This window comes from Eubacterium maltosivorans (assembly GCF_002441855.2).
Lineage (GTDB): Bacteria > Bacillota > Clostridia > Eubacteriales > Eubacteriaceae > Eubacterium > Eubacterium maltosivorans.
Map to the genome: position 1 here is coordinate 4,235,824 of NZ_CP029487.1, position 22,835 is coordinate 4,258,658.

A 22,835-nucleotide genomic window follows, 5' to 3' on the forward strand; every position below is an offset into this window, starting at 1 on the left:
CGGTTTTTATTTTTATTTATTTGACCGGCGGGAGGGAGAAGAAAAATGCTGAAATTGATTAAGACAGAATTACTGAAGCTCAAGCGCTACCCCATTGTCTGGGTGGCGGCAGCCGCCATGCTCTGCGGCCCGCTGCTTTCCTGGTTTACCATCTCCATGGATACCAGCGGAACCTATGCCTTTCCGGATTTCTCAGACAATGTTATCTGGACAAATTTTGACGCGGTCAATCCTCTGGTTTTTACGCTGTTGGCAGGTTATATCATCTCCAGAGAGTGGGCAGATGATACCCTTAAAAACCTACTGACCATACCCGTTCCCTTCAGTAAGCTGCTGACCGCTAAGCTTTTGGTTATCGCGGCTCTGGTGGCGCTGTCGGGAATCGGCAGCTTCCTGGCAACCGTACTGTTTGCCGGAATATCCGAGCTGGAAGGCTTTACGGCAAATCTGGCAGTGCAGTCGCTTGTGCAGATGGTGGTCATGAACCTGTGCGTGTATATTGCGGTACTGCCCATCATTGTTTTTACCAGTAAAAAGCCGGGCGGCTTTGTCGCGGGCGTGGGCTTTGCCTTCTTTTACGGGGTTTGCGGGGGTCTTGTGGCAGGCCACGGACTTGGAAATGTGTATCCGCTCACAGCGGGCTTTGCCCTTATCAATTACAGAATTGATCCAGGCGCCTTTTCAGAAGGCTTTGCCTATAACCTGCCCCTGTGCTGTACGGTGCTGGCGCTGACACTGGTTCTATCCATTGTGCTGGTGTTGAGAACTGATAAGTATGTGCAGAAAAACGGTCATCGGCAGAGGGATGCTGCTGCGGCAGCCGGTTCAAAAAGCAAAAAGAGATGACACGGCGTTTTGCCGCATCATCTCTTTTATTATTTTCTGGTGATCTTTGTGCGGGACAGATTTTCACGAATGGTGCTGCGGGTTATTTCAAATTGCTCTTTTGGCAGAATATCCTCAATATAGGGGAGGGAAGGGGCGTAAATAAAGGAGCCGCCCTTTTTAAGTGCTGTCAGAATAGATTTATAGCATTTTACCCATTCCAGGTCACTGCCGTCCTGTGCGGACATGGCCGCAGACATTTCTTTAATAAAGGCAAGAGGGGAGAGAATACTGCCCCAGTAGTCCTTACCGTAATCGACGTGTAAAAAATCGGATGCGCGCGTAACATCTGTATCCTCGGCGCTGGGGTCAATGCCGCAGGCGCGGTGGCCCTGTGCGTTTAAAAAGAAGACGAGATTCCCTGTAGCGCCGGAACCCACAACTAAAATTGGGTCTTCCAGCTTATCCATATCTAAATCCAGGAGTTCAATCTGAAAGCCTGCGGAGTATTCAGAGTTTAAATTGATGGTATTGTTATCCATGATCTTTCCTTTCTGAAATTGATGATGTAAAGCTTATACCCATTATAACGAATTTAGGACGGAATGCCCAGATAAAAATTAAATTTACCATTTGCGGTACAGTTGGTGTATAATAAAGCCATTATCAAAAAAATAAAAGGATAAAAAATGAAAACTTTATTTGAAAACACAACCATTTACAGCAAAAAAATTTATCTTGAGGCACAGGGAAAATGGTATCAGAAAAACGCTCTGAAAAAACGCTGGTTCTATTTACTCATGGCTGCTTTTTGTTTTGTTTGCGCCTACTATTATCTGTCGAGAGCGTCCTGGCCGGCAGGCGTGATATTTATAGTGATGGGAATACTGCTGGTGCTTGTCTATTTTCAGGGATACCGCTTTTCGGCAGAGAGAGCCTACAATGAGCAAAAAGATATTTTTCCGGCCAGTGGCTTTAAATGGATTATTACCAAGGATAAGATGGTTTGGAAAACGGATGAGGCAGAACGGCCTGTTTTTTACAAACAGATTGAAAAAATCTATGAAACAGGGCATGCTTTTGTGATCGTGGTTGGCGGAAAAATGCATATTCTTGATAAGGATGGCTTTACGGCCGGCAGTGCCGCTGATTTCAAAAGCTTTTTAATGAAAAAATGTCCTCAGGCTTTTAAATAAAGCTTGACCCTTACGTGGCGTTATCCCTTAAACTGAGATTAAGACACGAAAGGAGATGACGTTTTATGAAAATCAATGCCATTTATTCTGGAAAAATTTATGAAAAGATGATGAACGCTTCTGCCGGAAAAAGAGATGACCTTTACCGTTATGAGATGATGAAGCCTTTTGAGTACAAGTGGGCATGTATCAATGTGCCGATTAAGGCTGCCCGGAAAGGCGGCTACGATGTGGTGATGGCCTCTGAAATGATGGGGCTTTTTCCACCAGAAAGGGTGGATCATTCACAGAAAGAAGCGGTGGAGTGGCTTAAAGAAGAAAGTCTTTGGTCTGCCAGTGAGGCAGCGATAAAGAAATCGCTGGATTGTTTTGTAAAGGCGGGTATCGAACTGCCGGTTCAGGAATACTTTTTTACCCTTCTTCTGGCCAATCCGGATAATCCATATACACAGATGAGTGAGGGGTACTGCGGGGATGGCGGCATTCCAGGCTATATTTTGGGCTCATTGGTGCCGAGTGAAACGACGGTCGCCAGGATGCCTGCGGCCCTGGCCCATGAGTGCAACCACAATGTGCGGTTTCAATTCCAGAAATGGCGGCCGGATATTACGCTGGCCGAAATGATGGTAAGTGAGGGACTGGCCGAAAATTTTGTCGCGGCTCTCTACGGCGAAAAAGCTGTTGGTCCATGGGTAACTAAAACAGATGCGTCAGTTTTGGAAGAGGTTATAAAACCAAAGATTGTTGAAGCTTTTGATGTAACCGGCTTTGACGGTATTACACCCTGGCTTTACGGTGACGAGATAGCAGAGATACAGCATTTCTTTCCGGTGGGGATGCCCTATTGCGCGGGGTATGCCTGCGGTTATCATATGATCCGCCATTATCTCAAAAAAACGGGCGTCCCTATTGTAGAAGCAACCCTGAAGCCAGCCGCTGAGATTATGGCAGAGTGTTCAGAATTTTGGGGGCATTGACAAGGGAGCTTGGCCTTGTTACAATAAGAGCAGAAAAAGGAAAGGAATTTGTACAATGTTAGAAACACTATATGGCAGGAATTGTATTGCAGAAGGCTCCAAGCAAGCTGATTTTCAGAACATTGTGCGGAGCCTGGCCAAATGACTGTATCGAAAGGGTAAAAAAGCCTTTAAGGCTTTATTTGTATACCTTTGTACAGATTGAGTCCAAAATAAAAGTGTTATAAGGCTACGGACATTGTCTGTCCGGAGCCTTTTTTAAATAGTTTAAAACAGAGGCCGTAAATGTTGGTGCTCTGTTTTTTTATTTTGAACAGGAGGTGGATGCAGTGGTCATTGGAATTGTAAAAATCGATGCAGAGTCTGGATCAGGCAGTGGTTTTCATCGATTATAAAACTGCCGCAGGCTTTGCAGACTTAAGATCAAAAAAATAATAAGGGGCAAAGTCAAAATGAAATTAAATAATTTAACAAGTGGAAATATTACAAGACAGTTGGTGGGGTTCAGCTTTCTTCTATTTCTGGCAAACCCGCTGCAGTCTGTCTATGAAATGGTTGATATGGTTTTTGTTGGCCAGTTCACCGGCAGCGCGGCCTTAGCGGCGATCAGCAGCTCTGCCATGATCTGTTTTGTTTTAAATGCGGTTTGTATGGGAGTGACCATGGGGGGGAAGTGTGGTTGCGGCTCAGTTTAAAGGAGCGGGAGATGAAGAAGGGCAGAAACGTGCTATTGGAACCTTATTCAGCTTTGGCGGCGGCCCTTACGATGATCAGCCTCTGCCTGTACCGCCCGATTTTATACATGATGCGGGTTCCGCCAGAAGCGATGCGTTACGCCTGCGAATATATGAGCATTATGAGCATTGGGGTATTCTTTGTTTTTGGGTACAATGCAGTTTGTGCAATAGTCCGGGGATTGGGCGATGCCAAAAGTCCGTTACTGTTTGTAGCGGCTGCCAGTGTAATCAATATTATTCTGGATGCTTTACTTGTAGGTAGTTTTAAGCTGGCGACACAGGGCGCTGTGTCGGCGACAGTTATAGCCCAGGGAAGTGCATTTATCATTGCGGTCATTTATCTCAGAAAACGTGATTTTGTTTTTGATTTCAAGCCCAGGCATTTCAGGATATCCTCTGAGATGTTGATCCCTATTTTAAAAATAGGACTGCCATCAGCACTTCAGCTAGCGGTTGTAAATCTTTTATACCTTATGGTGACCTCAATGCTTAATGTTTATGGTGTTGCCAATGCGACTGCTGCAGGAATTGGTTTGAAAATCAATACTTTTTTAGCTATGCCATGCTGGGCCATTGGAACGGGGGTAACCACTATGGTCGGGCAAAATATGGGGGCACAGAAGCCGGACAGGGTCAGAAAGATATTAAAAAACGGGCTTCAATTAAATTTGATCATTGTAATGCTGGGAACACTTTTTATTCAGTGTACGGCGCCTTAAGTTGTGGGAATATTCAATACAGATCCCGAAGTGCTGAGTGAAGGCGTGCTTTACCTAAGAATCTGTGCTTCGATTAACGGCTTATTTTACACGGTTATGTACACCTGCAATGCTTTTGCCACTGGAACGGGCCACGCCACCTTTGCCAGGCTAATTCACTGTTGGATTCTGTGGTGATGCGGCTGGGGGTTAGTGCCTTTCTGGGGTTTAGCTTAAGCCTTGGCTTTGTGGGAATTTATATGGGAGAGGCTCTGTCGCCGTTAATTTCAGCGGTTTTGGGGATTGTTTACTGCAAAAAAAGCAAGTGGCAGTAAAATATGACAAAACCTGTCAGTGTTTATAGGGTATAATACGGGAAAAGAGGAGGTGCAACATGCTGGAATTACCAGAAAGCTATACCATAGCTGGACAATTAGATGAGATCATTAGAGGGAAACAGATCGAACAGGTGGTTGCGGGAGCGTCGCCACATAAATTTGCTTTTTTCAATGGCGAGCCAGAGGCCTGCCGCGAGCTGCTTTTAGGAATGCGTGTAGACAAAGCCATATCGTATGGCGGCTATGTGGAAATTGAATTTGGAGATAAGCGTCTATTGCTGGGGGACGGTGTCAATATACGTTACCTAGAGGCAAAGGAAAAGCAGCCCAAGAAGCATCAACTCCTGCTGACCTTTGAGGATGAGACCGCCTTAGTATTTTCAGTAGCTATGTACGGCGCGATCTGGGCATATGTAGAAGGTGAAAATGATAATTATTACCATCAGGTTGCCAGAGAAAAGCCATCGCCCTTAAGTGGAAAATTTGATCGGGAATGGTTCGACGCTATTGTAGCTGCGGCTAAACAAAATACAAGTGCTAAGGCCCTTCTAGCGACGGAGCAGCGAATTCCAGGCCTGGGCAATGGCTGCCTGCAGGATATTCTTTTTAACGCTCGAGTCAACCCCAGAACAAAGCTGGAATATCTGACGGCGGAGGAACTTAGGCACCTGTTTGGCTCCGTTAAATCCACCTTACATCAGATGACTATAAAAGGAGGGCGGGATACCGAGAAGGATATTTTTGGTATGAAGGGCGGATATAAAAGTATATTATCTAAAAATACCTATAAAGTGCCCTGTCCGGTTTGCGGCGGCGCCATTGTTAAGGAAACCTATCTTGGCGGCAGCATTTATTACTGTCCAAATTGCCAGCCTATTAAAAATAGTTAAAGCAAAAGACCGGTTGTTCCGGTCTTTTTTATGCTATAATATTTTTACCAGATCAGGAAGACTGAACTTTGGGAGGTAAAATGAAACTCATACCGAAAAGCAAAAATTTGGAAGATTATTTAAAGGAGAGCCCATATGTTGATTACAGTGACCATACCGTTGTGGATAAGTCAGAAAGCCTGTATAGGCTTTCTGAAAACAAACTGGATTATACAGAACGGGCGTTTCTTTTTGTGCGGGATGCCATCGATCATTCCTGGGATATACAGAGCCACAGGGTAATACGAACGGCTTCTGAGGTGCTAAAGGCCGGCGAGGGTATCTGTTATGCTAAAGCTATGTTGCTGGCGGCCCTGCTGAGACGAAAAGGGATACCGGCAGGCTTTTGTTATCAGCGCCTGACCATTGGGGATACACCGGATACAGGTTATTGTATACACTGTCTGAACGGTGTTTACCTGGAAACTGAAAAGCTGTGGATACGTATTGACGCACGGGGAAATACCCTTGGAAAGAACGCTCAGTTTAATAAAGCGCATCCAGAACGAGAGCATCTGGCTTTTCCGGTCCGTCCAGAGTATGACGAGAGGGACTATCCGGAAATTTATGTAAGCTCGGTGCCTGCTACAATAAAGGCTCTGGTAAGAAATCAGGACGCTCTCGATATGATTTTACATGGCCTGCCAGAATCTTTATAAGGGAGGAATAAAAATGAAATCAGAAAAAATGATGAAAGGGCTTGTCTGCCATAAGGACGGCACCATCGAGCTTTTGGATGTGCCGGTTCCGGGGCTTGTGGAAGATACAGACGCCATTGTCCGCGTATCACTCTCAACAATTTGTACCAGCGATCTTCATATCATGCATGGAGCAGTTCCGAGAGCCATACCAGAAAAAGTGCTCGGCCACGAATTTGTAGGTGAAGTCATCGAAGTGGGAAAGGGCGTTAAAAAGCTAAAGTCGGGAGTGCGCGTTGCCGCCAATTGTATTACCTTTTGTGGCGAATGTGGGTACTGCCGGTGGGGCTTTATCAATAACTGTGAAAAAGGAGGCTGGGAGCTTGGATGTCGGATTGATGGCTGCCAGGCAGAATATGTAAGAGTCCCCTTTGCGGATATGGGACTGACTAAAATACCAGATTCTGTCACTGACAAAGAGGCACTGCTGTTGGGGGATATTTTATCAAGCGGCTACTTTGGCGCAGAGCTCTGCGAGATTAAACCTGGTGATACCATTGCTGTTATCGGAGCCGGACCAGTGGGGCTCTGTGCTATGAGCTGCGCGCGCCTGTTTGGCGCGGCCCGGATTATCGCATTGGATATTCAGGATGAACGTCTGAAATTAGCGGTAGAGCAGGGATTAGCAGACGAAACAGTCAACCCATCAGCAGAAGATGCCGAGATGGCGGTCAAGGGCTTAACGGATGGCCGTGGTGCAGACGGCGTGGTTGAGGCGGCTGGCGGTGAGAACACCTTTGAGCTGGCCTGGAAACTCGCGAGGCCTAACGGTGTTGTCGCCCTGGTTGCCATGTACGGAAAGGCCCAGACACTTCCACTTGAAAAAATGTATGGAAAGAATCTGATTTTTAAAACCGGCGGTGTGGACGCTGTCCACTGTGAGCGCATTATGAAGCTTATTGAGGCGGGGCGCATCAATACAGAATTTCTCATAACGCACGAGGCTCCTCTTAATGATATTTTAGAGGGCTACCGTATATTTGAGAATAAGCTGGATCACTGCATTAAATGGGCAGTAACACCTTATCAACGATAGCTTTGGGTATTAAAGGTATTCGAGTATACCATAGGGAGTAACAACGATGGCGCCGGCAGCGATAAGCTGTTCGGTTCCCTTTTGTAAAGCGCTGAGAGAGTCACAGCCGCCGTCTTCCTCCAGCATCAGGGCGTAGCCTTCTTTTTTCATGTCAGGATAGAGCATAAAATCAACACCTTCCTGTTGCAGTGTAAGCTTGGGATCAACCGCGACGATGATTTTTTCTTTAAGTGCATTTTGGTCATTAGGAGATAAAATAGAAGTTTTCATTAAAGGACTCCTTTCGCAATGAGAAGACAGTGTGTCGTTACGCCGTCTCATCTTCTGTAACTATAACATCTGTGGAACAAAAATACAAGAAAGCACGGACCGCTTATTGCAATATCCGTGCCCTCTTTTTAGCACACAGAGGAGTAGACCACAGCTGAACGCTTTGGAATATACAGGGTGGTAAGCATACCGGGGCAATCGGATTTTGAAGCAATTGGGGCAGGCTCTGTGTCTATCCATCCTCCAAAATGATGGGACTCTGTGTTAAGAACGGGTTGATAACCACTGTTGCCAGGAAGCGGGATAAATCCGTTGAAGTCTCTTGTCGGATGAAAATTAAAGGCAAAGAGGTAAGGGCCTTTTGAATAAAGTAGCAGTTTTGCCCAGGTATCGATGAGTAAAAGCTCTGAAGGATATTCAAGCAGCTTTGTATCTCTTGCAAAATGGATCATGGCGCTGTCGAAATCCTGAAGATAGCGGTATCGAAGATTGGTGTCCTCTGCCAGATGCCACTGTCGGCGGGCGTACTGGTAGCTCCAGCCGTTATCCTCACGGGGGAAATCGATCCATTCGGGATGACCAAACTCGTTACCCATAAAATTCATATAGCCTTCGCCGGCGCAGGTACAGGTGATCAGCCGGATCATTTTATGTAAAGCCATGGCGCGCTCAATGACAGGGTTTTGGTTAAAGACATTCATATCGTTATACATATCCTGACCGGCCAGCCAGAACATGATAGTTTTATCGCCGACAATCGCCTGATCATGGGATTCGGCATAACCAATGACTTTTTCGCCTGGCCGGCGCTGTGTAAGCTCATGCCAGAGAGTTTTTAGGTCCCAGTCCTCATCGTTTACATCTCTTAAAGTGTGGATCCAGAAATCGGGAAGACCCATGCCCAGCCGGTAATCAAAGCCAAGACCGCCCAAAGAGACTGGAAGCGCCATCCCAGGAAAGCCACTCATATCCTCAGCAATTAGAAAACAATCAGGCTTTATTTCTTTTGCAAGGCTGGAAGCCATCTGGAGATAGGTGAGGCCTGCCATGTCCGTGTTGGGTGAAAAATACTGATCGTATGAATCAAAGTTTATGCCAAGCCCATGGTTATGGTATAGCATAGAGGTAACACCATCAAAACGGAAGCCGTCAAAATGGTATTCGTCCAGCCAGAATTTTATATTGGATAAAAGAAAGTGGAGAACCTCGGGCTTATCATAATTAAAAACCTTAGAACCCCAAGCGGGGTGATCACCCTCCAAACCAGCGTGAAAAAACTGATAGTCTGTTCCGTCAAATTCTCCGATACCGTCCAGAACATTGCGGGAGGCATGAGAGTGTACCAAATCGAGGATGACTGCGATGCCCAGACGGTGTGCTGTATCGATGAGCGCCTTTAAATCCTCAGGAGTACCAAAACGGGAGGAAACCGCAAAGAAATTAGAAACCTGGTAGCCAAAGGAAGCATAGTAAGGGTGCTCCATAATCGCCATGAGCTGGATGGCATTGTAGCCAAGTCCGGCAATGTGCGGCAGTATATTTTGTGTGAATTCATTGAAGGTTGAAACCTCTGGGGCTTCTCCGGCGATGCCGATGTGAGCTTCGTAGATGAGCGGAGGTACGGACTGGTCGGGATGAAAGGTTTTTTCACGCCATCTGTAGGGCTGCGCAGGATTCCAAACCTGTCCGTCAAATGCAAAGGTATTCTTATCCTGAACCACACGTTTACAATAAAGCGGTACGCGGTCAAAGGACCGTCCCTCAGTCTTAATATGCACCTTAACACGTGAGCCGTGTGTTAGGGATTTTTCGCCAGGGAGAAAAACTTCCCAATTGCCGCTGCCCAAAGGCTTCAAGGGGGTAGCGGTTCTATCCCATCCGTTAAAATCACCAATGAGAAAAACAGATTGGGCGTTCGGAGCCCACTCACGGTAAACCCATCCGTCAGCCTTTTTGTGAAAGCCAAAATAAAGGTAACCGTCCGCAAAATCAGAAAGGCCCTTTTTATTTTTTAAAAGAGCCTTTTTTTTCATGTTAAATCGCTTTACCTGCCATTCGATCGCGGATGTGTAAGATTTTAAATAAGGATCTATTTTTAAAATTTCTAAATTAACTGAAGACATTTAATCAACTCCTTAACTTGTTTTATAAATACCCTTTTAAGTAAAAGATAAAACAACTGGGAGAAGAATTATAGTTTGAAATTATGGTATAATAGGGAGAAGCCAGCCATAACCTTCTGCTTCCATTTGCTCTTTTGGGATAAACCTCAGAGCTGCACTGTTAATGCAGTAGCGTTCTCCGCCAAAGGCAGCAGGTCCGTCATCAAAGACATGGCCGAGATGTGCGTCGCCGCTCCGGCTGCGTACCTCTGTCCGGACCATGCCGTAGCTGGTATCTTTGTGTTCCCGGATCGTATCCGGATCAATGGGTTTCGAAAAGGAAGGCCATCCGCATCCGGCATCAAATTTATCAGATGAGGAAAAAAGAGGTTCACCGGTAGTGATATCCACATAGATCCCCGGCTCAAATTGATCCCAGTATTCACCGGTAAAGGCGCACTCAGTCATACTATTTTGTGTTACCTCGTAGGCTTCTGGCGATAGTGTCTTTTTTAAGGATTGGCCGTCAGGCTTTTTGTACGTATCTGGTACCTTGGTTGATTTTGGGGTATATTGTTTCATAATGAAACCTCCTTCATAAGATGGTTTGATTATACCCAATTCAACACAAAGCATGCTTAAATAAACCAATAGATGTATCGGAGGGGAGTTTCTGGTTATAAGCTTAAGAAATTAGTAAGTGGCTTGACAAATTGAAACAAAGGAAGTAAAATAGCAAAGAAATAAATATTTCGGTAGGTGAGGCTACCACAGGGATATGGATTACTGCCGCGAACTAGTGGAGACACTACAAGTTGGTCAACAGTTTATGTCGAATACAAGGCATTGACTAATGTAATTTCACCGCCCTGTGAAGCTAAAGCTTGAACGGTGAACTGATAAAAGACGATTTTTTTGATATGTTGTCCTCTGTCATTGCTTGAGCTTTGGCAGAGGTTTTTTATTTCAGCAAACAGAGAGGCAGGTGAGAAAAATGGACGTTGGACGAGAGAAAGGCATAAGCCCCAAAAGGGTGGAGGAACCACAGGAAGAAGGATACAGACAGGCGAAGCACGCCCGTTTTTCCCCTTCCGGTAACAGCCTTTACTGAGGCTTGTGTCTTAACAGAAAGGATTAAATAAAATTCAGGAGGTTAAGACAATGAAAGTGATTTCAAATAATGCAAAAGACAGACTGCTGGAAGCTGCTGTTACAGAAGAAAAGGCTTTAATTAAAGTCTATGGCGCCGGCAGCTACAATGAAGAAAAGGCTTCAGAAATGCGAGAAGCTTATGGCGAAAATAAATTAAGCCGTCATCAGAGTGATTCCGTCCTGAAACGGATTTTTGACGCTTTTGTCAATCCCTTTACGATTATTTTGATCGTGCTTGCACTGGTTTCGTTTGTTACAGATGTAGCGATGGCACCGCCGGGAGAAAAGGATCCTGTATTCGTAATAATTGTCGGAGTCATGGTACTGATCAGTGGATCACTGCGCTTTTTTCAGGAACAGAAATCTGACCGTGCCGCCGAGAGGCTTGGCGAGATGGTCGAAACAACCGCTGCGGTCGACAGGAGCCCTGCTGGAAAAGCAGAGATTCCTCTGGATGAAATTGTGGTGGGGGATATTATCTACCTGGCGGCTGGCGATATGGTCCCAGCAGATGTGAGAATTCTGAACGCGCGTGATCTTTTTATCAGCCAGTCTTCACTGACCGGAGAAAGTGAAGCGGTTGAAAAGTATGGAAGCCCGGTAGAAAATGCGGAGGATGATCCGTTGTCCTGCAACAATCTGGCTTTTATGGGAACGAATGTGGTCAGCGGATCAGCCAAAGCGCTGGTGCTGGCAGTGGGCGATGATACTATTTTTGGTTCTATAGCCAGCCAGCTGAGCCCAAAGCAGCAGAATACAAGCTTTGATAAAGGGGTCAATTCTGTTTCATGGGTTTTGATCCGTTTTATGCTGGTTATGGTACCTTTGGTATTTTTTGCCAATGGATTAACAAAAGGCGACTGGACTGAAGCCTTTTTATTCGCAATTTCAGTGGCTGTTGGGTTGACTCCTGAAATGCTGCCGATGATCGTCTCGGCGAATCTCGCGAAAAGCGCTGTGGCCATGTCAAAGAAAAAGGTCATTGTCAAAAATCTGAGCGCCATTCAGAATTTTGGTGCTATGGATGTCTTGTGCACGGATAAAACCGGGACTCTTACGCAGGATAAGGTGGTTCTGGAATACCCGCTGGACATTCACGGCAATGAGGACGACCGCGTTATGCGCCACGCTTTTCTGAACAGCTGGCATCAGACAGGCCTTAAAAATTTAATGGATCAGGCTGTTATCAATCATGTGAATATGGGAACAGCCACTGTTTTAAAAGAAGAATACCAGAAAGTGGATGAAATCCCCTTTGATTTTAACCGCCGCCGTATGAGTGTAGTGGTAACTGACCGTACCGGTAAAACTCAGATGATCACAAAAGGTGCCATTGAAGAAATGCTGAGTGTATGCAGCTTTGCAGAATATAAGGGAAAGGTTGAGCCCATCACCGAGGAGGTTCAGAATGAAATCTTAGAGCAGGTACGGCGTTATAATGATTCCGGTATGCGGGTTTTGGGTGTGGCGCAGAAGACAAATCCAGCGCCGGTCGGCGTGTTCTCGGTAGCGGATGAATCCGATATGGTACTTATCGGGTACCTGGCTTTTCTGGATCCGCCGAAAGAAAGCACTGCAGCAGCTTTGAAGGTTCTCAAAGAATATGGCGTGGGTGTTAAGGTGCTGACAGGTGACAATGAAGTGGTGACAAAAGCGATCTGCCGCCAGGTAGGTATGCCCGCCCAGAAGATACTGTTAGGCTCAGATATTGAAAAAATGGATGATAACACACTGGAAAAAGTTGTGGAGAAGACAGACATCTTTGCCAAACTTTCTCCGCTGCAAAAAGTGCGGATTGTAAAGGCCTTAAAGAGCAACGGGCACACCACAGGATTTCTGGGAGACGGGATCAATGACGCTGGCGCCATGAAAGCATCTGACGTAGGGATTTCGGTTGATACAGCTGTGGATATTGCGAGGGAATCTGCGGATATCATTCTGCTGGAAAAAGATCTGATGGTGCTGGAAGAAGGTGTGGTAGAGGGCCGCAAGACCTATGCCAACATTATAAAATATATTAAAATGACCGCAAGCTCTAATTTTGGCAATATGTTTTCTGTTTTGGCCGCCAGTATTTTTCTGCCTATGTTGCCCATGTTGCCCATGCAGCTTTTGGTGCTCAATCTGATTTATGATATTTCCTGCACGGCCATCCCGTGGGATAATGTCGATCCAGAATACTTGAAAACGCCAAGAAAATGGGACGCTTCCTCCATTGTCAAGTTTATGCTGTGGATGGGGCCTGTGAGCTCAGTATTTGATATTACAACCTATTTATTCCTGTTTTTCTACCTCTGTCCTATGGTTTTTGGCGGTGCGTTCCATACCCTCGGTCAAACGGCTCAAATAGGATTTATTGCACTGTTCCACGCAGGATGGTTTATAGAGTCACTCTGGACTCAAACACTGGTCATTCATATGATCCGTTCGCCAAAGCTGCCTTTTATCGGAAGTCATGCTTCATGGCAGCTGACAGGGTTAACCACTCTGGGGATTGCAGTCGGTACGATTTTGCCCTTTACCTTCATCGGGGCGGCGCTCGATATGGTACCGCTTCCGGGAATGTATTTTCCATTTCTCGTTATCACGGTGCTGTTGTATATGGCTCTGGTAACAATGTTGAAAAAAATATTTATACGTCGTTATGGCGAACTGCTTTGACCATATTGGGAACCTGTGTATGTGAAATAGCCTGCACAGGTTTTTTATATCAGGAAGACAGCCATTGTCTCCAGGCATATTAAATGATAAAATGTCCAGAAACAGGCCGAAAATAGAGAATGCAACCATTGGTTGACAAAATGTAAAGAAAGGTTGGTAGCTTAATAAACCATGCGTTTTCTAAAAGAAACAATGGAGGTGGAAAAATGACATTTCAAGAAAGGCTACTTCAGCTTAGAAGGCAAAAAGGGTTTTCTCAGGAGGCACTCGCGGAGCGTATGGGAGTTTCCAGACAGGCCGTTTCTAAATGGGAATCAGGATTAGCCAATCCAGATATCAATAATCTCGTTCTTTGAAGTGAAATTTTTGAAGTTTCTTTAGATGAACTCATAAAAGGTGAGGTGCCGCCGGCTTTAGAGAAAGAGGCGACGATAAAAACAGTGAAAGTTCCTAGGCGCCGCCATTATGAATACAAAAGCAAGAGTCATATTGGAGGACTTCCTTTGATTCATATAAATATTGGATGGTATGACAGACGGTTCAAGACGAACTTCAAGGCGAGGGGAATCATTGCTGTTGGTAACATTGCGACAGGTCTTATTTCAATAGGTTTGATTTCAGTGGGGATTTTTTCTTTTGGCGCGCTGAGCTTTGGTCTGCTGGTGCTTGGAGGATTAGCCCTGGGACTGGCTCTCGCCTGTGGCGGTGTGGCCGCAGGAGGAATCGCAATCGGCGGTGTGGCTCTGGGGATTTTTGCGCTCGGCGGACTGGCGGTGGGGATGTTTGCCAGCGGAGGCTGTGCCATCGCTTCCCATATAGCAGTGGGGGGGTATGCAAGAGGACATATTGCCTGTGGAGAGATAACCAGCGGCGCGCGGATTGCGGAGCGGTATATCGGCGGCAGCGGCAAAGTTATTGACAGTGAGATGATGGTACTGGCCATCAAGCAGGAATTTACAGAAATGTGGTTGCGGTTCCGGGAGCTTTTGATAAAGCTTTATGGCGGGTGGTAAGGAGTTAAAAATGAAAATATACATTGTTGATTCATTCACAGAAAAGCGTTTTTGTGGTAATCAGGCAGGAGTTGTTCTTCTCGAAAGCGGAAAGGATTTTCCCGAGCCGGACTATATGCGGCAGTTGGCCGCAGAGTTACGTTATTCTGAAACAGCCTTTATAAAGAAACTGGAAAAAGAAGTTTTTAAGCTGAGGTATTTTACACCGATGCAGGAGGTAGAACTTTGCGGACATGCAACAATCGCGGCCTTTACTGTTTTGCATAAGGAGGGAGTTATTAAAGCCGGAAGCTGCAGAGCAGAGACAATGGCCGGCGACCTTGAGGTTAAAGTGTCTGAAAAAGATATCTGGATGGAAATGGCGGTGCCGAGAATCATTAAAATTTTTGATCAGGAAGAGAGTGAAGCCCTTTATACCTCACTGTCACTCGATAAATACGACGCGCCAGAAGCGATGATCCCTCAGATTATAAACACTGGCCTCAGTGATATTATGCTCCCAGTCAAAAATCAAAAGGCATTGGAAGCAGCGGTTTTAAAGGCTCAGGAAGTTTCACTGTTATCTGCGGCCTATAGCGTGACGGGGATACATCTTTTCTGTCTGGAAAAGGATATCGAAATCACTGCCCGGTGCCGCAATTTTGCCCCCGTCTGCGGAATTGACGAGGAATCTGCTACAGGCACCTCCAATGGCGCGCTGACCTGGTATCTCAGGCAGTATGGCATTGTAAAGCCCAATGAGATCAATCGTTTTGTTCAGGGAGAAGCTATGGGAAAGCCTTCGGTGATTAAAACAATTTTTGATGAAAAAGAAGGAAAACCACGCATTCGGGTTGGCGGCGCAGCGGTCATTGTACTTAAAGGAGCGCTTGTTTAGATTAATAATAAAGAGAAAAAGAGATGATGTGCTGTTTTGCCACATCATCTCTTTTTTAATCTGCCGGAATCAGTTCAATACTTTGAAAAATTTTACGCGAAGCCAGCGTGATGGCAATGGCAATAAGACCGGTACCAAAAATAACAGTCCAGGGAGCTCTGCCGAATATTTTAAACAGAAAACCGTAGAGAGCCTGCCCGATTGGTTGTGAACAGACTGAAATTGCCATGATAAAAGACATTACCTTTCCAATTAAGTTTTCCGGTGTAATGATCTGCACATAAGACATCATCATCACCGTAAAAATGGAGGCCAGAGCCATGAGTGACATTCCAAAAAAGGTGATGACCGCGTAGCTGACCATCGACGGCAGTCCGAGCAGAAGTACCAGACCCATCGGGAGAACACAAAGCGCAGAACCGGCTAGAATGAGGTGGGCCTTGTCTTGGGTGAGCTTATCCGAGAGAAGACTGACAAGAATACCGCCGAGCAGCGCTCCGGCCATCATGATTCCTTGAGCGATACCGTAAAGCTGGCTGGAGAGGCCAAGATTAATGGTGATGACTGTGGGCATCCCTATTATGAACATGGAGGTGATAAAAAGGTTAAAGGCACAGACGACAAGCAGAGCTTTAAAAATAACAGGCTGTCGATACAGAATAAAGTTTAGACTATCTCGCATATCGCCTTTGACAATCGACAAAACAGAGCTTTCGGCCGGACGCTTTTTATAGGGCATATGAATAAAAACTTCCATAACCGCAGAGAGGAAGAAGCTGATGCCGCCGATAAAAATAATAGGTGTCAGACCAAAAAAACCATAGAGCATACCGCCAAAGACAGGGCCCAGAAGCGAAGAGAGAGACTGCACCTGATTGACAACAGCATTGGATTTCATAAGGTTTTCTGAGGAAGAAAGCAGAGGAATGCTGGACTGGACGGAGGGGCTGTAAAACGACTGAATAATGGAGAGCAGTACCATCATAACGCCAATCAAAACCACCGCTTGATCAGGAATAAAAACAAGGCCAAAGATAATGACAATTCCTGAGGTGATAAAATCTAAAACGACCATAATATTCCGGCGGTTTACACGGTCTGCGATAATACCGCCGATGGGGGACAGCAGGGCCATCGGGATCATTGATATGGCCATGATCGAGCCGAAAACAGCCGATGAGCCTGTAAGGTTAAGCAGATAAAGCGGCAGGGCAAAGCGCAAAATTGCGTTTCCGAACAGTGAAATAATCTGTCCGATAACAACCAAGGTAAAATCCCGGTTAAAAAGTTTTGATTTAGTATTCAAGGTAATGACCTCCAAAATAATTTTAATACCGACCGATGGTATGTAAATGAGATTAAAAAATGGCTCCTCTTGAGGAGCGGTATCAATGCCGCATATCCAATGCATTAACCGGGCACTGGGTATGCGGTGATGTTTAAATTTATTTTTCTGAATAAACAGCGTCTGCAAATACGTCGATGGCTTTTTTAACAGCCTCATTAATAAGGTTCAATCCCTGGGAAGAAAGAAGGGCGTCAAGAAATTTGATTTTTTCATAAAACTCTTCCCGCGTTTTGGTAAACAGCGCAGGCGTAATCCAGAGATTTGACAGTAAAATCAGGGTCTCTGCTAGTTCTTTAGGATATTTGGTATGGATTGACCCATCTGCTACTCCCTGTTCAATCAGGACCTGAATGGAAGGCGCAGTATCCTCCATCGATGTTTTAACCTGCATGACCAGCATCCGCGCGTTTTTTAACAAGTCGGGGACCATATGATAAACAGCGTGGTTAAAGGGGCTTTCCAGTGATATGATCATACACTGCTGCAGGCGTTCTAACCCGGTTTTATTTTTCGGATTCTGAGTCAGCACATCCAAAAGCCCTTGTTCTTTATAAAACCTGTCGGTGACGGCGTCGAGAATTTCTTCTTTGCTTTTGAAATGGTGGTAGATCGCGCCCTTGCTCAGGTCGCCGAGCGCATTGACAATGTCTTGAATTGTGGTGGCTTCATAGCCCTTTTCCATAAATAATTCCCATGAGGTATCCAGAATACGGTTAATTGTTACCTCGGGATGTTTGTTTCTTGCCATAGATACTTCCTTCTTTAAATACATTCGGTTGGTATGTAAAAATAATACCACTGTGTTTTTTTGTTGTCAAGTCAAGAGCTGTAATTTAAGCATTCTTCATAAAGGCATCAATATTTCCAGATGTAATATCTTCCAGGTGTTTCTGAACTTTTTCGGCAGGCCAATCCCACCAGCTTATTTCAAGCAGTTTATCAATGGTCTTTTCATCAAAACGTTTTTTTATCGGTTTAGCTGCAATACCGCCAACAATAGTGAAGGGCTCTATATCTTTTGAAACCAAGGCTCTGGAAGCCACAATGGCGCCGTGGCGGATCTGGACACCTGGAAAAATGACAGCCTCATAGCCAATCCATACGTCACTTCCGATAACTGTGTCTCCTTTGTTTTCCCAGCTATCCTGCATTTGAAGCTGAGTGCTCCAATCATCAGCAAGAGAGGAAAAACAAAGGTAGACAGTGAGCTCATTGCGTGGTTGGCTCCGTTCATAATAAACCTGGCACCACAGGCGATCGACCCGTATTTCCCGATAATTAAGCGGTCATGGTTAATGGGATAGTGATAAAGGATATTATTCTTTTCAAAATCACGGGGATCATTGACAAAATCATTATAAACAGTAAAATCACCTACTTCAATTGCAGGGTCTGTTATGGCGTTTTTGAGATAAATACTATTGGTATCGCCGTTTCTGGGATACATTCTATTCGCGTTTGGCATTTTAGTTCCTTCTTGAAGTCTTTTAATGATTATACCATAGCGAAGAAGATTTAACTGGGGGTGGAGTATAAAAAAGCTTTTCTTTTTTTGAAAAAGGTGGTAATATTAAAGACCTCTTTTATGGGATTGGAGGATAGGTATGATTGAAAAAATGCTTTTTACTAACAGATTAGTGCTCAGGCGGTCAGAGACAGCACTCTCGGAACTGGTGACCGATTATTTTATACGAAACGCCGATTTTTTGAAAGCCTGGGATGCAGCGCATGATTCAGCGTTTTATACAGAGGCTTATCAGCAAAAAGCTTTGAAGCAGGATGAAAGAGATTTTTTACAGGGGCATGGCTTAAGATATTGGCTGATGCCAGAAAATGAAAGGAGGATTATCGGTAACATTTCTTTTAATAATATCGTTATGGGGCCATTTTGCTCGTGTTTTCTGGGTTACCGGCTGGATGAAAAGAGGCAGGGCAGAGGGCTCATGACAGAAGCGTTGAAGAAGGGAATTGAAACGGCCTTTGGACCGCTAGGGCTTCATCGAATTGAAGCCAATATTATGCCCAAAAACAAGGCGTCTTTGCGGGTGGCCGAAAAGCTTGATTTTAAGAATGAGGGCTTATCCACTAAATATTTAAAGATTAACGGTGTATGGGAGGACCACATCCATATGGTTTTATTGAATGAGGAGATAGAATAAATATGATTTTAAAAACAAAAAGATTATCCCTTAGAGAAATGAGCGATTATGATTTTAAAGATCTCTGCGAGATGCTTCAGGATCCTGTTGTTATGACAGCTTATGAGCATGCTTTTGAGGATGAGGAAGTAAGACAGTGGCTGGAGAATCAGAAAAGACGCTACAGCGAAGACGGCTTTGGCTTATGGGCAGTGCTTCTTAAAGAAACAGGAGAAATGATCGGACAGTGCGGCCTGACCTGGCAAAATGTGGGGGAAGAGAAAGTTTTAGAGGTGGGCTATTTGTTTAAGAAGGCTTTCTGGCATAAAGGATACGCAATTGAGGCGGCCAAAGCTTGTAAGCAGTACGCCTTTGAGATTTTAGGCGTTAAGGAGGTCTACTCCATTATCCGTGATACAAACATCGCCTCACAGGCTGTTGCAAAACGTAATGGGATGACATTGAAAGGCGAAATCGTCAAGCACTACTACGAAATGGATATGCCGCATTTGCTTTATTCAGCTGTTAGAAAATAAAAAACTCCCCTTTTGGGGAGAGGTCAGCATCTAAGTTTCTTTATTAAGGGCAATCCGGTGCTTTTCATAGGTCTTTATCATGTCCAGCACATAGATTTGTTCTTCAGGGCGGAGATCAACCAGAATTTCATGAATCTGTGTTAAAATCTCATTGGCGTTCCATTCAGGAAGCGGATAGGCCATTGGACCCTCATCCCGGAGCAGCCACTCTTTGCTGATTTCCAGTGTTTTACAGATGGTATCGACATAAGAGACACGCGGGTGCTCTGTTTTGTCGCGCTCGATATCTGTAATGACCGTACGTGAGGTGCCTATTGCTTCAGCCAGTTTATCCTGAGAAAATCCTTTCGCTTTGCGCGCTTCTTTCAACCGTTCTCCGATACTCAATAGTCAACCCCCTTTTATCGTATTTGTTTTTTAATTTACCATACTTGAGACCCGCTGTCAATCAGGGAATTGGAAGATATAAACTCCTCTGTTACCATTGTTTTAAATACTTAGTTGACATTCAGAGTGAATTAATATAAAATGAATTTAATAAACGAAAAAGAATATAAAATACATATACTTAGACCTGATGAATGGAGGAGATTCCAGTGAGTAAAGAAAATGCAGTTGTTGAGGAAATTCTCGAGCATTTAAGTCAGGCCACACCTGAATTTCAAAAGGAAATTCTTTCGGTGGTAACAGCGCTAAAGGCGACCTCGGATCCCGATGATACAGCTTCTAAGGAAAGAAAGGAGCCCAGAAATGAAGGAACTTGATCACAAAGCCATTGGTTTAAGAATCCGAAAGCAGCGGATACTTCTAAAATTGAGCCGTGAAGAGCTGGCGCAGAAAATAGGAGTTTCCACCACATTTTTGACAGATATCGAATTGGGAACGAAAGGATTTTCACTTAAGAGTCTAAACCGTTTTTCGCAGGTGCTTAAAATGTCCGCGGAGACCATTTTATACGGATCGGAAGGTGCCGGTAAAAAAACAAGTCTGCTGGATGTATTGGCTCAATGCCCCAAAGAGAAGATCAACTACGCTGAAGAGATCATCCGTCTCTTTCTTGTAAGTCACCAACATGAACAATAAATAAAACAGCACGATAACAAAAGCAAATAGGGGGTCCCCAGTAAGGGCCTTCATTTGCTTTTTTATTTTATGTCAGTATTCTATTTTGTGAGGCGCAATGGCGGACAGGTCAGATTCATCTAAATAAATTGAGACTTCGCCACATTTTGGACAGACCGCAACCTTTGGCTTTCCGATCACTTCACCAAATGTGCCCTCTTTTGTAACTTTTAGGCCATTTCCTGTGCTGTCAATTTTAATGTCAAAGCTTTCGCGCATTTCATATTGACAATGTGGACAGATCCGCATTTGCTACACCTCCGATTACATTTTATGGTCTTATTATAACACAATGTATGAAATTGGTGAAGCTATTTAAGTATATTTGTAAAAGGCGCGTTCTGAATCAGGTATTGACTTTTGTAAAGGGATCATGGGAATTTCGGCAACGGGCATTATGATTATTCCCGTGATGATGACACTGTTGATTGCCAGTAACTTTACAGGTAGAATGATTTTGAAATACGGAAAAGCGCCAAGACTTTCGGTTGTGTCTTTTATCATTCTCTTGCGCAGATGCAGTCGATCATATTTGTGTCGTCATGCCGGCATCCCTTGTTGACAGTTTTAACACGTTGTTGGAGCAAAGCAGTCATTGCATTATCGATAGATCATGTTTTTCTGATCTGTGCAGCAGCGGGTGTTCCTGGGATTATATCCTCTTTCCTTAGGAAGGAAGCCCCCCTGATTTGGAAAATAAGGACGTAAAAAAATATGCCGCCTTTGTTGCGTTATTAATCTTTTATAAAAAGTTAATGATAAAAATGGAGAGCCGAATGTGATTTTAGTGGATACTTTGGGACATATTCACTCAATATTCATGATTTTTGGTAAAAGCAGCTTAAATATTGTTTAATCTTTACATATTTATACAGTTTTTCGCTTGTGATAAAGAAAGGAAGGTGATATAATCTTATACAGGTGGTGCAGTATTCTAGTCGGCACTGTTGATCACCAGGGCGGGCCTAAAAATCCGTCGAAGGGCATATCGATGAAGTCCCTTGTGAATGCTTTTGACGCCCAGTTGGGGGTGTTCACTGGGGGTTAAGGAAGATGGGGCAACCTGCAATGGCATGCGGGCTTCTGACCCTGCTTCCGTGGAGACCTGTCTAATGATAGGGAAAACCTGTGAATGTGTTTCATTCTGTAGTGGAATGGAGTGCTGAAACAGTGTAGCCTGCCTTGAGTGGCTTAGGTGGATGGGCTGACAGTTTTATAATTTCCAGGGCCCGGAGAGTATAAAATATTGCGTTCGAAACCTAATCTGCAAAAGAGGCTAAGGATCAATGGGTGTTGTCGAGGAAAACTCCTAGACTGCTCGCAAGAGGTATAGTGGGGATTATAGTGCACACTTAGTGGTAATTCAGTCCTGCATTCGGTGACGCTGCAGACTACATGTAAAGGGAAACCGCTTTGACGGCGACGTCTTAGTCATGTTTTGGGAAATCCTACTGAACCTATGTCGCAAAGTTTACTCATTATGCTACCACCCCATGAAAGAATGTGAAGGAATTATGCGTCGCATAATTCCTTTCTTTTTAGTTTAAAATGGAGAATTGATGAAAACAAACAAGAAAAATTTGTCTAAAAAGGAATTAAAAGAGCGCAAGCACCGCCATTGGGTGATTGGAGTTTCCATTGGAACCTTCTTTTCGACCATGCTGGTCACTTATATTTCAGATACGCTTTTAGCTCATACGGGCCTTCTGATTTCTTTTCTTATTTTATTTGCCATTATTGCCTTTGGGATACTGGCGGACATTGTGGGCGTGGCTGTGACTGCAGTCAATATTGAGCCATTTAACGCCATGGCAGCTAAGAAGTTAAAGGGCGCTAAGACCGCGGTCTCGCTGGTCAGGAATGCCCCAAGGGTATCCAATGTCTGCAACGATGTTATCGGAGATATCTGCGGTATTGTCAGTGGCGCTACTGGTGTCAGCATTGCCACACAGCTTCTGCGGTTTTATCCGCTCTTTAACGCGGTTGTTTTGAGCCTGGTAATGAGCGGCTGTATCGCCTGCCTGACGGTCGGGGGTAAGGCCCTTGGAAAGGACCTTGCAATGAAAAACAGTACATCCATTATCCACGGCTTTTCGCTGCCTGTGGCAACCGTTAAAATTTTATTCAAGGGCTGCGAATAGCAGCCTGGCTTTGCTGGGCTTATTATGTCGGAAGACCGGTA

24 protein-coding genes, 2 pseudogenes and 1 riboswitch are annotated in these 22,835 nt (G+C 44.7%); of the genes and pseudogenes, 17 read left to right on the forward strand and 9 right to left on the reverse strand.

Features of this window, described 5'->3' with window-relative positions; genetic code table 11:
• The first annotated feature begins 45 nt into the window (after positions 1 to 45).
• On the forward strand, positions 46 to 846 hold the full coding sequence (locus CPZ25_RS19725; RefSeq protein WP_096920597.1) for an ABC transporter permease: 801 nt from the start codon (positions 46 to 48) through the stop codon (positions 844 to 846).
• Positions 847 to 875: 29 nt separating this feature from the next.
• On the opposite strand, the gene CPZ25_RS19730 is transcribed toward CPZ25_RS19725, so the two are convergent.
• A complete protein-coding gene (locus tag CPZ25_RS19730; RefSeq protein WP_058695281.1) occupies positions 876 to 1,367 on the reverse strand; it encodes a class I SAM-dependent methyltransferase in 492 nt (163 codons plus the stop codon).
• A gap of 147 nt (positions 1,368 to 1,514) precedes the next feature.
• Between CPZ25_RS19730 and CPZ25_RS19735 the strand changes: the two genes are divergently transcribed.
• The 7 genes from CPZ25_RS19735 (at position 1,515) to CPZ25_RS19760 (ending at position 7,434) form a co-directional block, all read left to right on the forward strand.
• Positions 1,515 to 2,021 (forward strand): YcxB family protein, encoded by a 507-nt coding sequence (locus CPZ25_RS19735; RefSeq protein ID WP_058695280.1) that lies wholly within the window; start codon positions 1,515 to 1,517, stop codon positions 2,019 to 2,021.
• Between the two features lie 65 nt (positions 2,022 to 2,086).
• Complete coding sequence (locus tag CPZ25_RS19740) at positions 2,087 to 2,998, forward strand: DUF2268 domain-containing putative Zn-dependent protease (protein WP_096920596.1); 912 nt, start codon at positions 2,087 to 2,089, stop codon at positions 2,996 to 2,998.
• A gap of 452 nt (positions 2,999 to 3,450) precedes the next feature.
• On the forward strand, positions 3,451 to 3,693 hold the full coding sequence (locus CPZ25_RS21065; RefSeq protein ID WP_279230303.1) for an MATE family efflux transporter: 243 nt from the start codon (positions 3,451 to 3,453) through the stop codon (positions 3,691 to 3,693).
• An 11-nt stretch (positions 3,694 to 3,704) separates the two neighbouring features.
• Positions 3,705 to 4,454, forward strand: a complete 750-nt coding sequence (locus tag CPZ25_RS21070; protein ID WP_279230304.1) for an MATE family efflux transporter — start codon at positions 3,705 to 3,707, stop codon at positions 4,452 to 4,454.
• A 373-nt stretch (positions 4,455 to 4,827) separates the two neighbouring features.
• Positions 4,828 to 5,661 carry a DNA-formamidopyrimidine glycosylase family protein gene (locus tag CPZ25_RS19750; protein WP_058695278.1) on the forward strand — a complete coding sequence of 278 codons (834 nt, stop codon included), beginning with the start codon at positions 4,828 to 4,830 and terminating at the stop codon, positions 5,659 to 5,661.
• A gap of 80 nt (positions 5,662 to 5,741) precedes the next feature.
• Complete coding sequence (locus CPZ25_RS19755; RefSeq protein ID WP_096920595.1) at positions 5,742 to 6,359, forward strand: transglutaminase domain-containing protein; 618 nt, start codon at positions 5,742 to 5,744, stop codon at positions 6,357 to 6,359.
• A gap of 13 nt (positions 6,360 to 6,372) precedes the next feature.
• Entirely contained in the window at positions 6,373 to 7,434 is a 1,062-nt protein-coding gene (locus CPZ25_RS19760) for an alcohol dehydrogenase (RefSeq protein WP_207670835.1), read from the forward strand.
• 9 nt (positions 7,435 to 7,443) lie between these two features.
• Here the strand turns inward: CPZ25_RS19760 and CPZ25_RS19765 are convergent, their stop codons facing one another.
• The 3 genes and pseudogenes from CPZ25_RS19765 to msrB form a co-directional block, all read right to left on the reverse strand.
• Positions 7,444 to 7,704 (reverse strand): hypothetical protein, encoded by a 261-nt coding sequence (locus tag CPZ25_RS19765; RefSeq protein WP_058695276.1) that lies wholly within the window; start codon positions 7,702 to 7,704, stop codon positions 7,444 to 7,446.
• A 128-nt stretch (positions 7,705 to 7,832) separates the two neighbouring features.
• The gene (locus CPZ25_RS19770; protein ID WP_243129326.1) at positions 7,833 to 9,737 is read right to left on the reverse strand and encodes an alpha-amylase family glycosyl hydrolase; all 1,905 of its coding nucleotides are present in this window, start codon (positions 9,735 to 9,737) and stop codon (positions 7,833 to 7,835) included.
• 171 nt (positions 9,738 to 9,908) lie between these two features.
• Positions 9,909 to 10,355, reverse strand: a pseudogene (gene msrB / locus CPZ25_RS19775) (peptide-methionine (R)-S-oxide reductase MsrB); the annotation flags it as partial.
• 195 nt (positions 10,356 to 10,550) lie between these two features.
• Positions 10,551 to 10,709: riboswitch (M-box (ykoK) riboswitch) on the forward strand.
• Positions 10,710 to 10,967: 258 nt separating this feature from the next.
• Between msrB and mgtA the strand changes: the two are divergent.
• The 4 genes from mgtA to CPZ25_RS19795 all read left to right on the forward strand — a co-directional run bounded on the left by mgtA (position 10,968) and on the right by CPZ25_RS19795 (position 15,509).
• Positions 10,968 to 13,619: a magnesium-translocating P-type ATPase gene (gene mgtA / locus CPZ25_RS19780; protein WP_096920593.1), complete on the forward strand. Its 2,652-nt coding sequence runs from the start codon at positions 10,968 to 10,970 to the stop codon at positions 13,617 to 13,619.
• A gap of 206 nt (positions 13,620 to 13,825) precedes the next feature.
• Positions 13,826 to 13,975, forward strand: a complete 150-nt coding sequence (locus CPZ25_RS19785) for a helix-turn-helix domain-containing protein (protein ID WP_096920592.1) — start codon at positions 13,826 to 13,828, stop codon at positions 13,973 to 13,975.
• 147 nt (positions 13,976 to 14,122) lie between these two features.
• Positions 14,123 to 14,632 (forward strand): hypothetical protein, encoded by a 510-nt coding sequence (locus CPZ25_RS19790; RefSeq protein ID WP_096920591.1) that lies wholly within the window; start codon positions 14,123 to 14,125, stop codon positions 14,630 to 14,632.
• Between the two features lie 10 nt (positions 14,633 to 14,642).
• Complete coding sequence (locus CPZ25_RS19795; RefSeq protein WP_096920590.1) at positions 14,643 to 15,509, forward strand: PhzF family phenazine biosynthesis protein; 867 nt, start codon at positions 14,643 to 14,645, stop codon at positions 15,507 to 15,509.
• A 55-nt stretch (positions 15,510 to 15,564) separates the two neighbouring features.
• Here the strand turns inward: CPZ25_RS19795 and CPZ25_RS19800 are convergent, their stop codons facing one another.
• The 3 genes and pseudogenes from CPZ25_RS19800 to CPZ25_RS19810 form a co-directional block, all read right to left on the reverse strand.
• On the reverse strand, positions 15,565 to 16,815 hold the full coding sequence (locus tag CPZ25_RS19800) for an MFS transporter (RefSeq protein ID WP_096920630.1): 1,251 nt from the start codon (positions 16,813 to 16,815) through the stop codon (positions 15,565 to 15,567).
• A gap of 139 nt (positions 16,816 to 16,954) precedes the next feature.
• A complete protein-coding gene (locus CPZ25_RS19805) occupies positions 16,955 to 17,605 on the reverse strand; it encodes a TetR/AcrR family transcriptional regulator (protein ID WP_096920589.1) in 651 nt (216 codons plus the stop codon).
• Positions 17,606 to 17,690: 85 nt separating this feature from the next.
• Positions 17,691 to 18,322 (reverse strand): annotated as a pseudogene (locus tag CPZ25_RS19810) (CatB-related O-acetyltransferase).
• A 139-nt stretch (positions 18,323 to 18,461) separates the two neighbouring features.
• Between CPZ25_RS19810 and CPZ25_RS19815 the strand changes: the two are divergent.
• A complete protein-coding gene (locus CPZ25_RS19815) occupies positions 18,462 to 19,016 on the forward strand; it encodes a GNAT family N-acetyltransferase (RefSeq protein WP_187368487.1) in 555 nt (184 codons plus the stop codon).
• 2 nt (positions 19,017 to 19,018) lie between these two features.
• Positions 19,019 to 19,531: a GNAT family N-acetyltransferase gene (locus CPZ25_RS19820; RefSeq protein WP_167495282.1), complete on the forward strand. Its 513-nt coding sequence runs from the start codon at positions 19,019 to 19,021 to the stop codon at positions 19,529 to 19,531.
• 30 nt (positions 19,532 to 19,561) lie between these two features.
• Here CPZ25_RS19820 and CPZ25_RS19825 read toward each other — a convergent pair whose 3' ends face one another.
• Complete coding sequence (locus tag CPZ25_RS19825; protein ID WP_058695268.1) at positions 19,562 to 19,918, reverse strand: helix-turn-helix domain-containing protein; 357 nt, start codon at positions 19,916 to 19,918, stop codon at positions 19,562 to 19,564.
• A gap of 209 nt (positions 19,919 to 20,127) precedes the next feature.
• Between CPZ25_RS19825 and CPZ25_RS20630 the strand changes: the two genes are divergently transcribed.
• Positions 20,128 to 20,295 (forward strand): hypothetical protein, encoded by a 168-nt coding sequence (locus CPZ25_RS20630; protein WP_158501365.1) that lies wholly within the window; start codon positions 20,128 to 20,130, stop codon positions 20,293 to 20,295.
• The gene (locus CPZ25_RS19830; RefSeq protein ID WP_058695267.1) at positions 20,282 to 20,614 is read left to right on the forward strand and encodes a helix-turn-helix domain-containing protein; all 333 of its coding nucleotides are present in this window, start codon (positions 20,282 to 20,284) and stop codon (positions 20,612 to 20,614) included. Before CPZ25_RS20630 ends, CPZ25_RS19830 begins: the two co-directional genes overlap by 14 nt.
• 72 nt (positions 20,615 to 20,686) lie before the next feature.
• Here CPZ25_RS19830 and CPZ25_RS19835 read toward each other — a convergent pair whose 3' ends face one another.
• Entirely contained in the window at positions 20,687 to 20,902 is a 216-nt protein-coding gene (locus CPZ25_RS19835) for a hypothetical protein (RefSeq protein ID WP_074617738.1), read from the reverse strand.
• A gap of 1,310 nt (positions 20,903 to 22,212) precedes the next feature.
• On the opposite strand from CPZ25_RS19835, the gene CPZ25_RS19840 reads away from it, so the two are divergent.
• On the forward strand, positions 22,213 to 22,794 hold the full coding sequence (locus tag CPZ25_RS19840) for a hypothetical protein (RefSeq protein ID WP_074617740.1): 582 nt from the start codon (positions 22,213 to 22,215) through the stop codon (positions 22,792 to 22,794).
• The last annotated feature ends 41 nt before the right edge of the window (positions 22,795 to 22,835 follow it).

Coding starts and splice junctions, on each gene's coding strand:
- CPZ25_RS19785 (WP_096920592.1), top strand. CDS start 13,826: ATGACATTTCAAGAAAGGCTACTTCAGCTTAGAAGGCAAAAAGGGTTT.
- CPZ25_RS19830 (WP_058695267.1), top strand. CDS start 20,282: ATGAAGGAACTTGATCACAAAGCCATTGGTTTAAGAATCCGAAAGCAG.
- CPZ25_RS19755 (WP_096920595.1), top strand. CDS start 5,742: ATGAAACTCATACCGAAAAGCAAAAATTTGGAAGATTATTTAAAGGAG.
- CPZ25_RS19740 (WP_096920596.1), top strand. CDS start 2,087: ATGAAAATCAATGCCATTTATTCTGGAAAAATTTATGAAAAGATGATG.
- CPZ25_RS19820 (WP_167495282.1), top strand. CDS start 19,019: ATGATTTTAAAAACAAAAAGATTATCCCTTAGAGAAATGAGCGATTAT.
- CPZ25_RS19730 (WP_058695281.1), bottom strand. CDS start 1,367: ATGGATAACAATACCATCAATTTAAACTCTGAATACTCCGCAGGCTTT.
- CPZ25_RS19840 (WP_074617740.1), top strand. CDS start 22,213: ATGAAAACAAACAAGAAAAATTTGTCTAAAAAGGAATTAAAAGAGCGC.
- CPZ25_RS19735 (WP_058695280.1), top strand. CDS start 1,515: ATGAAAACTTTATTTGAAAACACAACCATTTACAGCAAAAAAATTTAT.
- CPZ25_RS21070 (WP_279230304.1), top strand. CDS start 3,705: ATGAAGAAGGGCAGAAACGTGCTATTGGAACCTTATTCAGCTTTGGCG.
- CPZ25_RS19760 (WP_207670835.1), top strand. CDS start 6,373: ATGAAATCAGAAAAAATGATGAAAGGGCTTGTCTGCCATAAGGACGGC.
- mgtA (WP_096920593.1), top strand. CDS start 10,968: ATGAAAGTGATTTCAAATAATGCAAAAGACAGACTGCTGGAAGCTGCT.
- CPZ25_RS19765 (WP_058695276.1), bottom strand. CDS start 7,704: ATGAAAACTTCTATTTTATCTCCTAATGACCAAAATGCACTTAAAGAA.
- CPZ25_RS19725 (WP_096920597.1), top strand. CDS start 46: ATGCTGAAATTGATTAAGACAGAATTACTGAAGCTCAAGCGCTACCCC.
- CPZ25_RS21065 (WP_279230303.1), top strand. CDS start 3,451: ATGAAATTAAATAATTTAACAAGTGGAAATATTACAAGACAGTTGGTG.
- CPZ25_RS19770 (WP_243129326.1), bottom strand. CDS start 9,737: ATGAAAAAAAAGGCTCTTTTAAAAAATAAAAAGGGCCTTTCTGATTTT.
- CPZ25_RS19805 (WP_096920589.1), bottom strand. CDS start 17,605: ATGGCAAGAAACAAACATCCCGAGGTAACAATTAACCGTATTCTGGAT.
- CPZ25_RS19835 (WP_074617738.1), bottom strand. CDS start 20,902: ATGCGGATCTGTCCACATTGTCAATATGAAATGCGCGAAAGCTTTGAC.
- CPZ25_RS19750 (WP_058695278.1), top strand. CDS start 4,828: ATGCTGGAATTACCAGAAAGCTATACCATAGCTGGACAATTAGATGAG.
- CPZ25_RS19795 (WP_096920590.1), top strand. CDS start 14,643: ATGAAAATATACATTGTTGATTCATTCACAGAAAAGCGTTTTTGTGGT.
- CPZ25_RS19815 (WP_187368487.1), top strand. CDS start 18,462: ATGATTGAAAAAATGCTTTTTACTAACAGATTAGTGCTCAGGCGGTCA.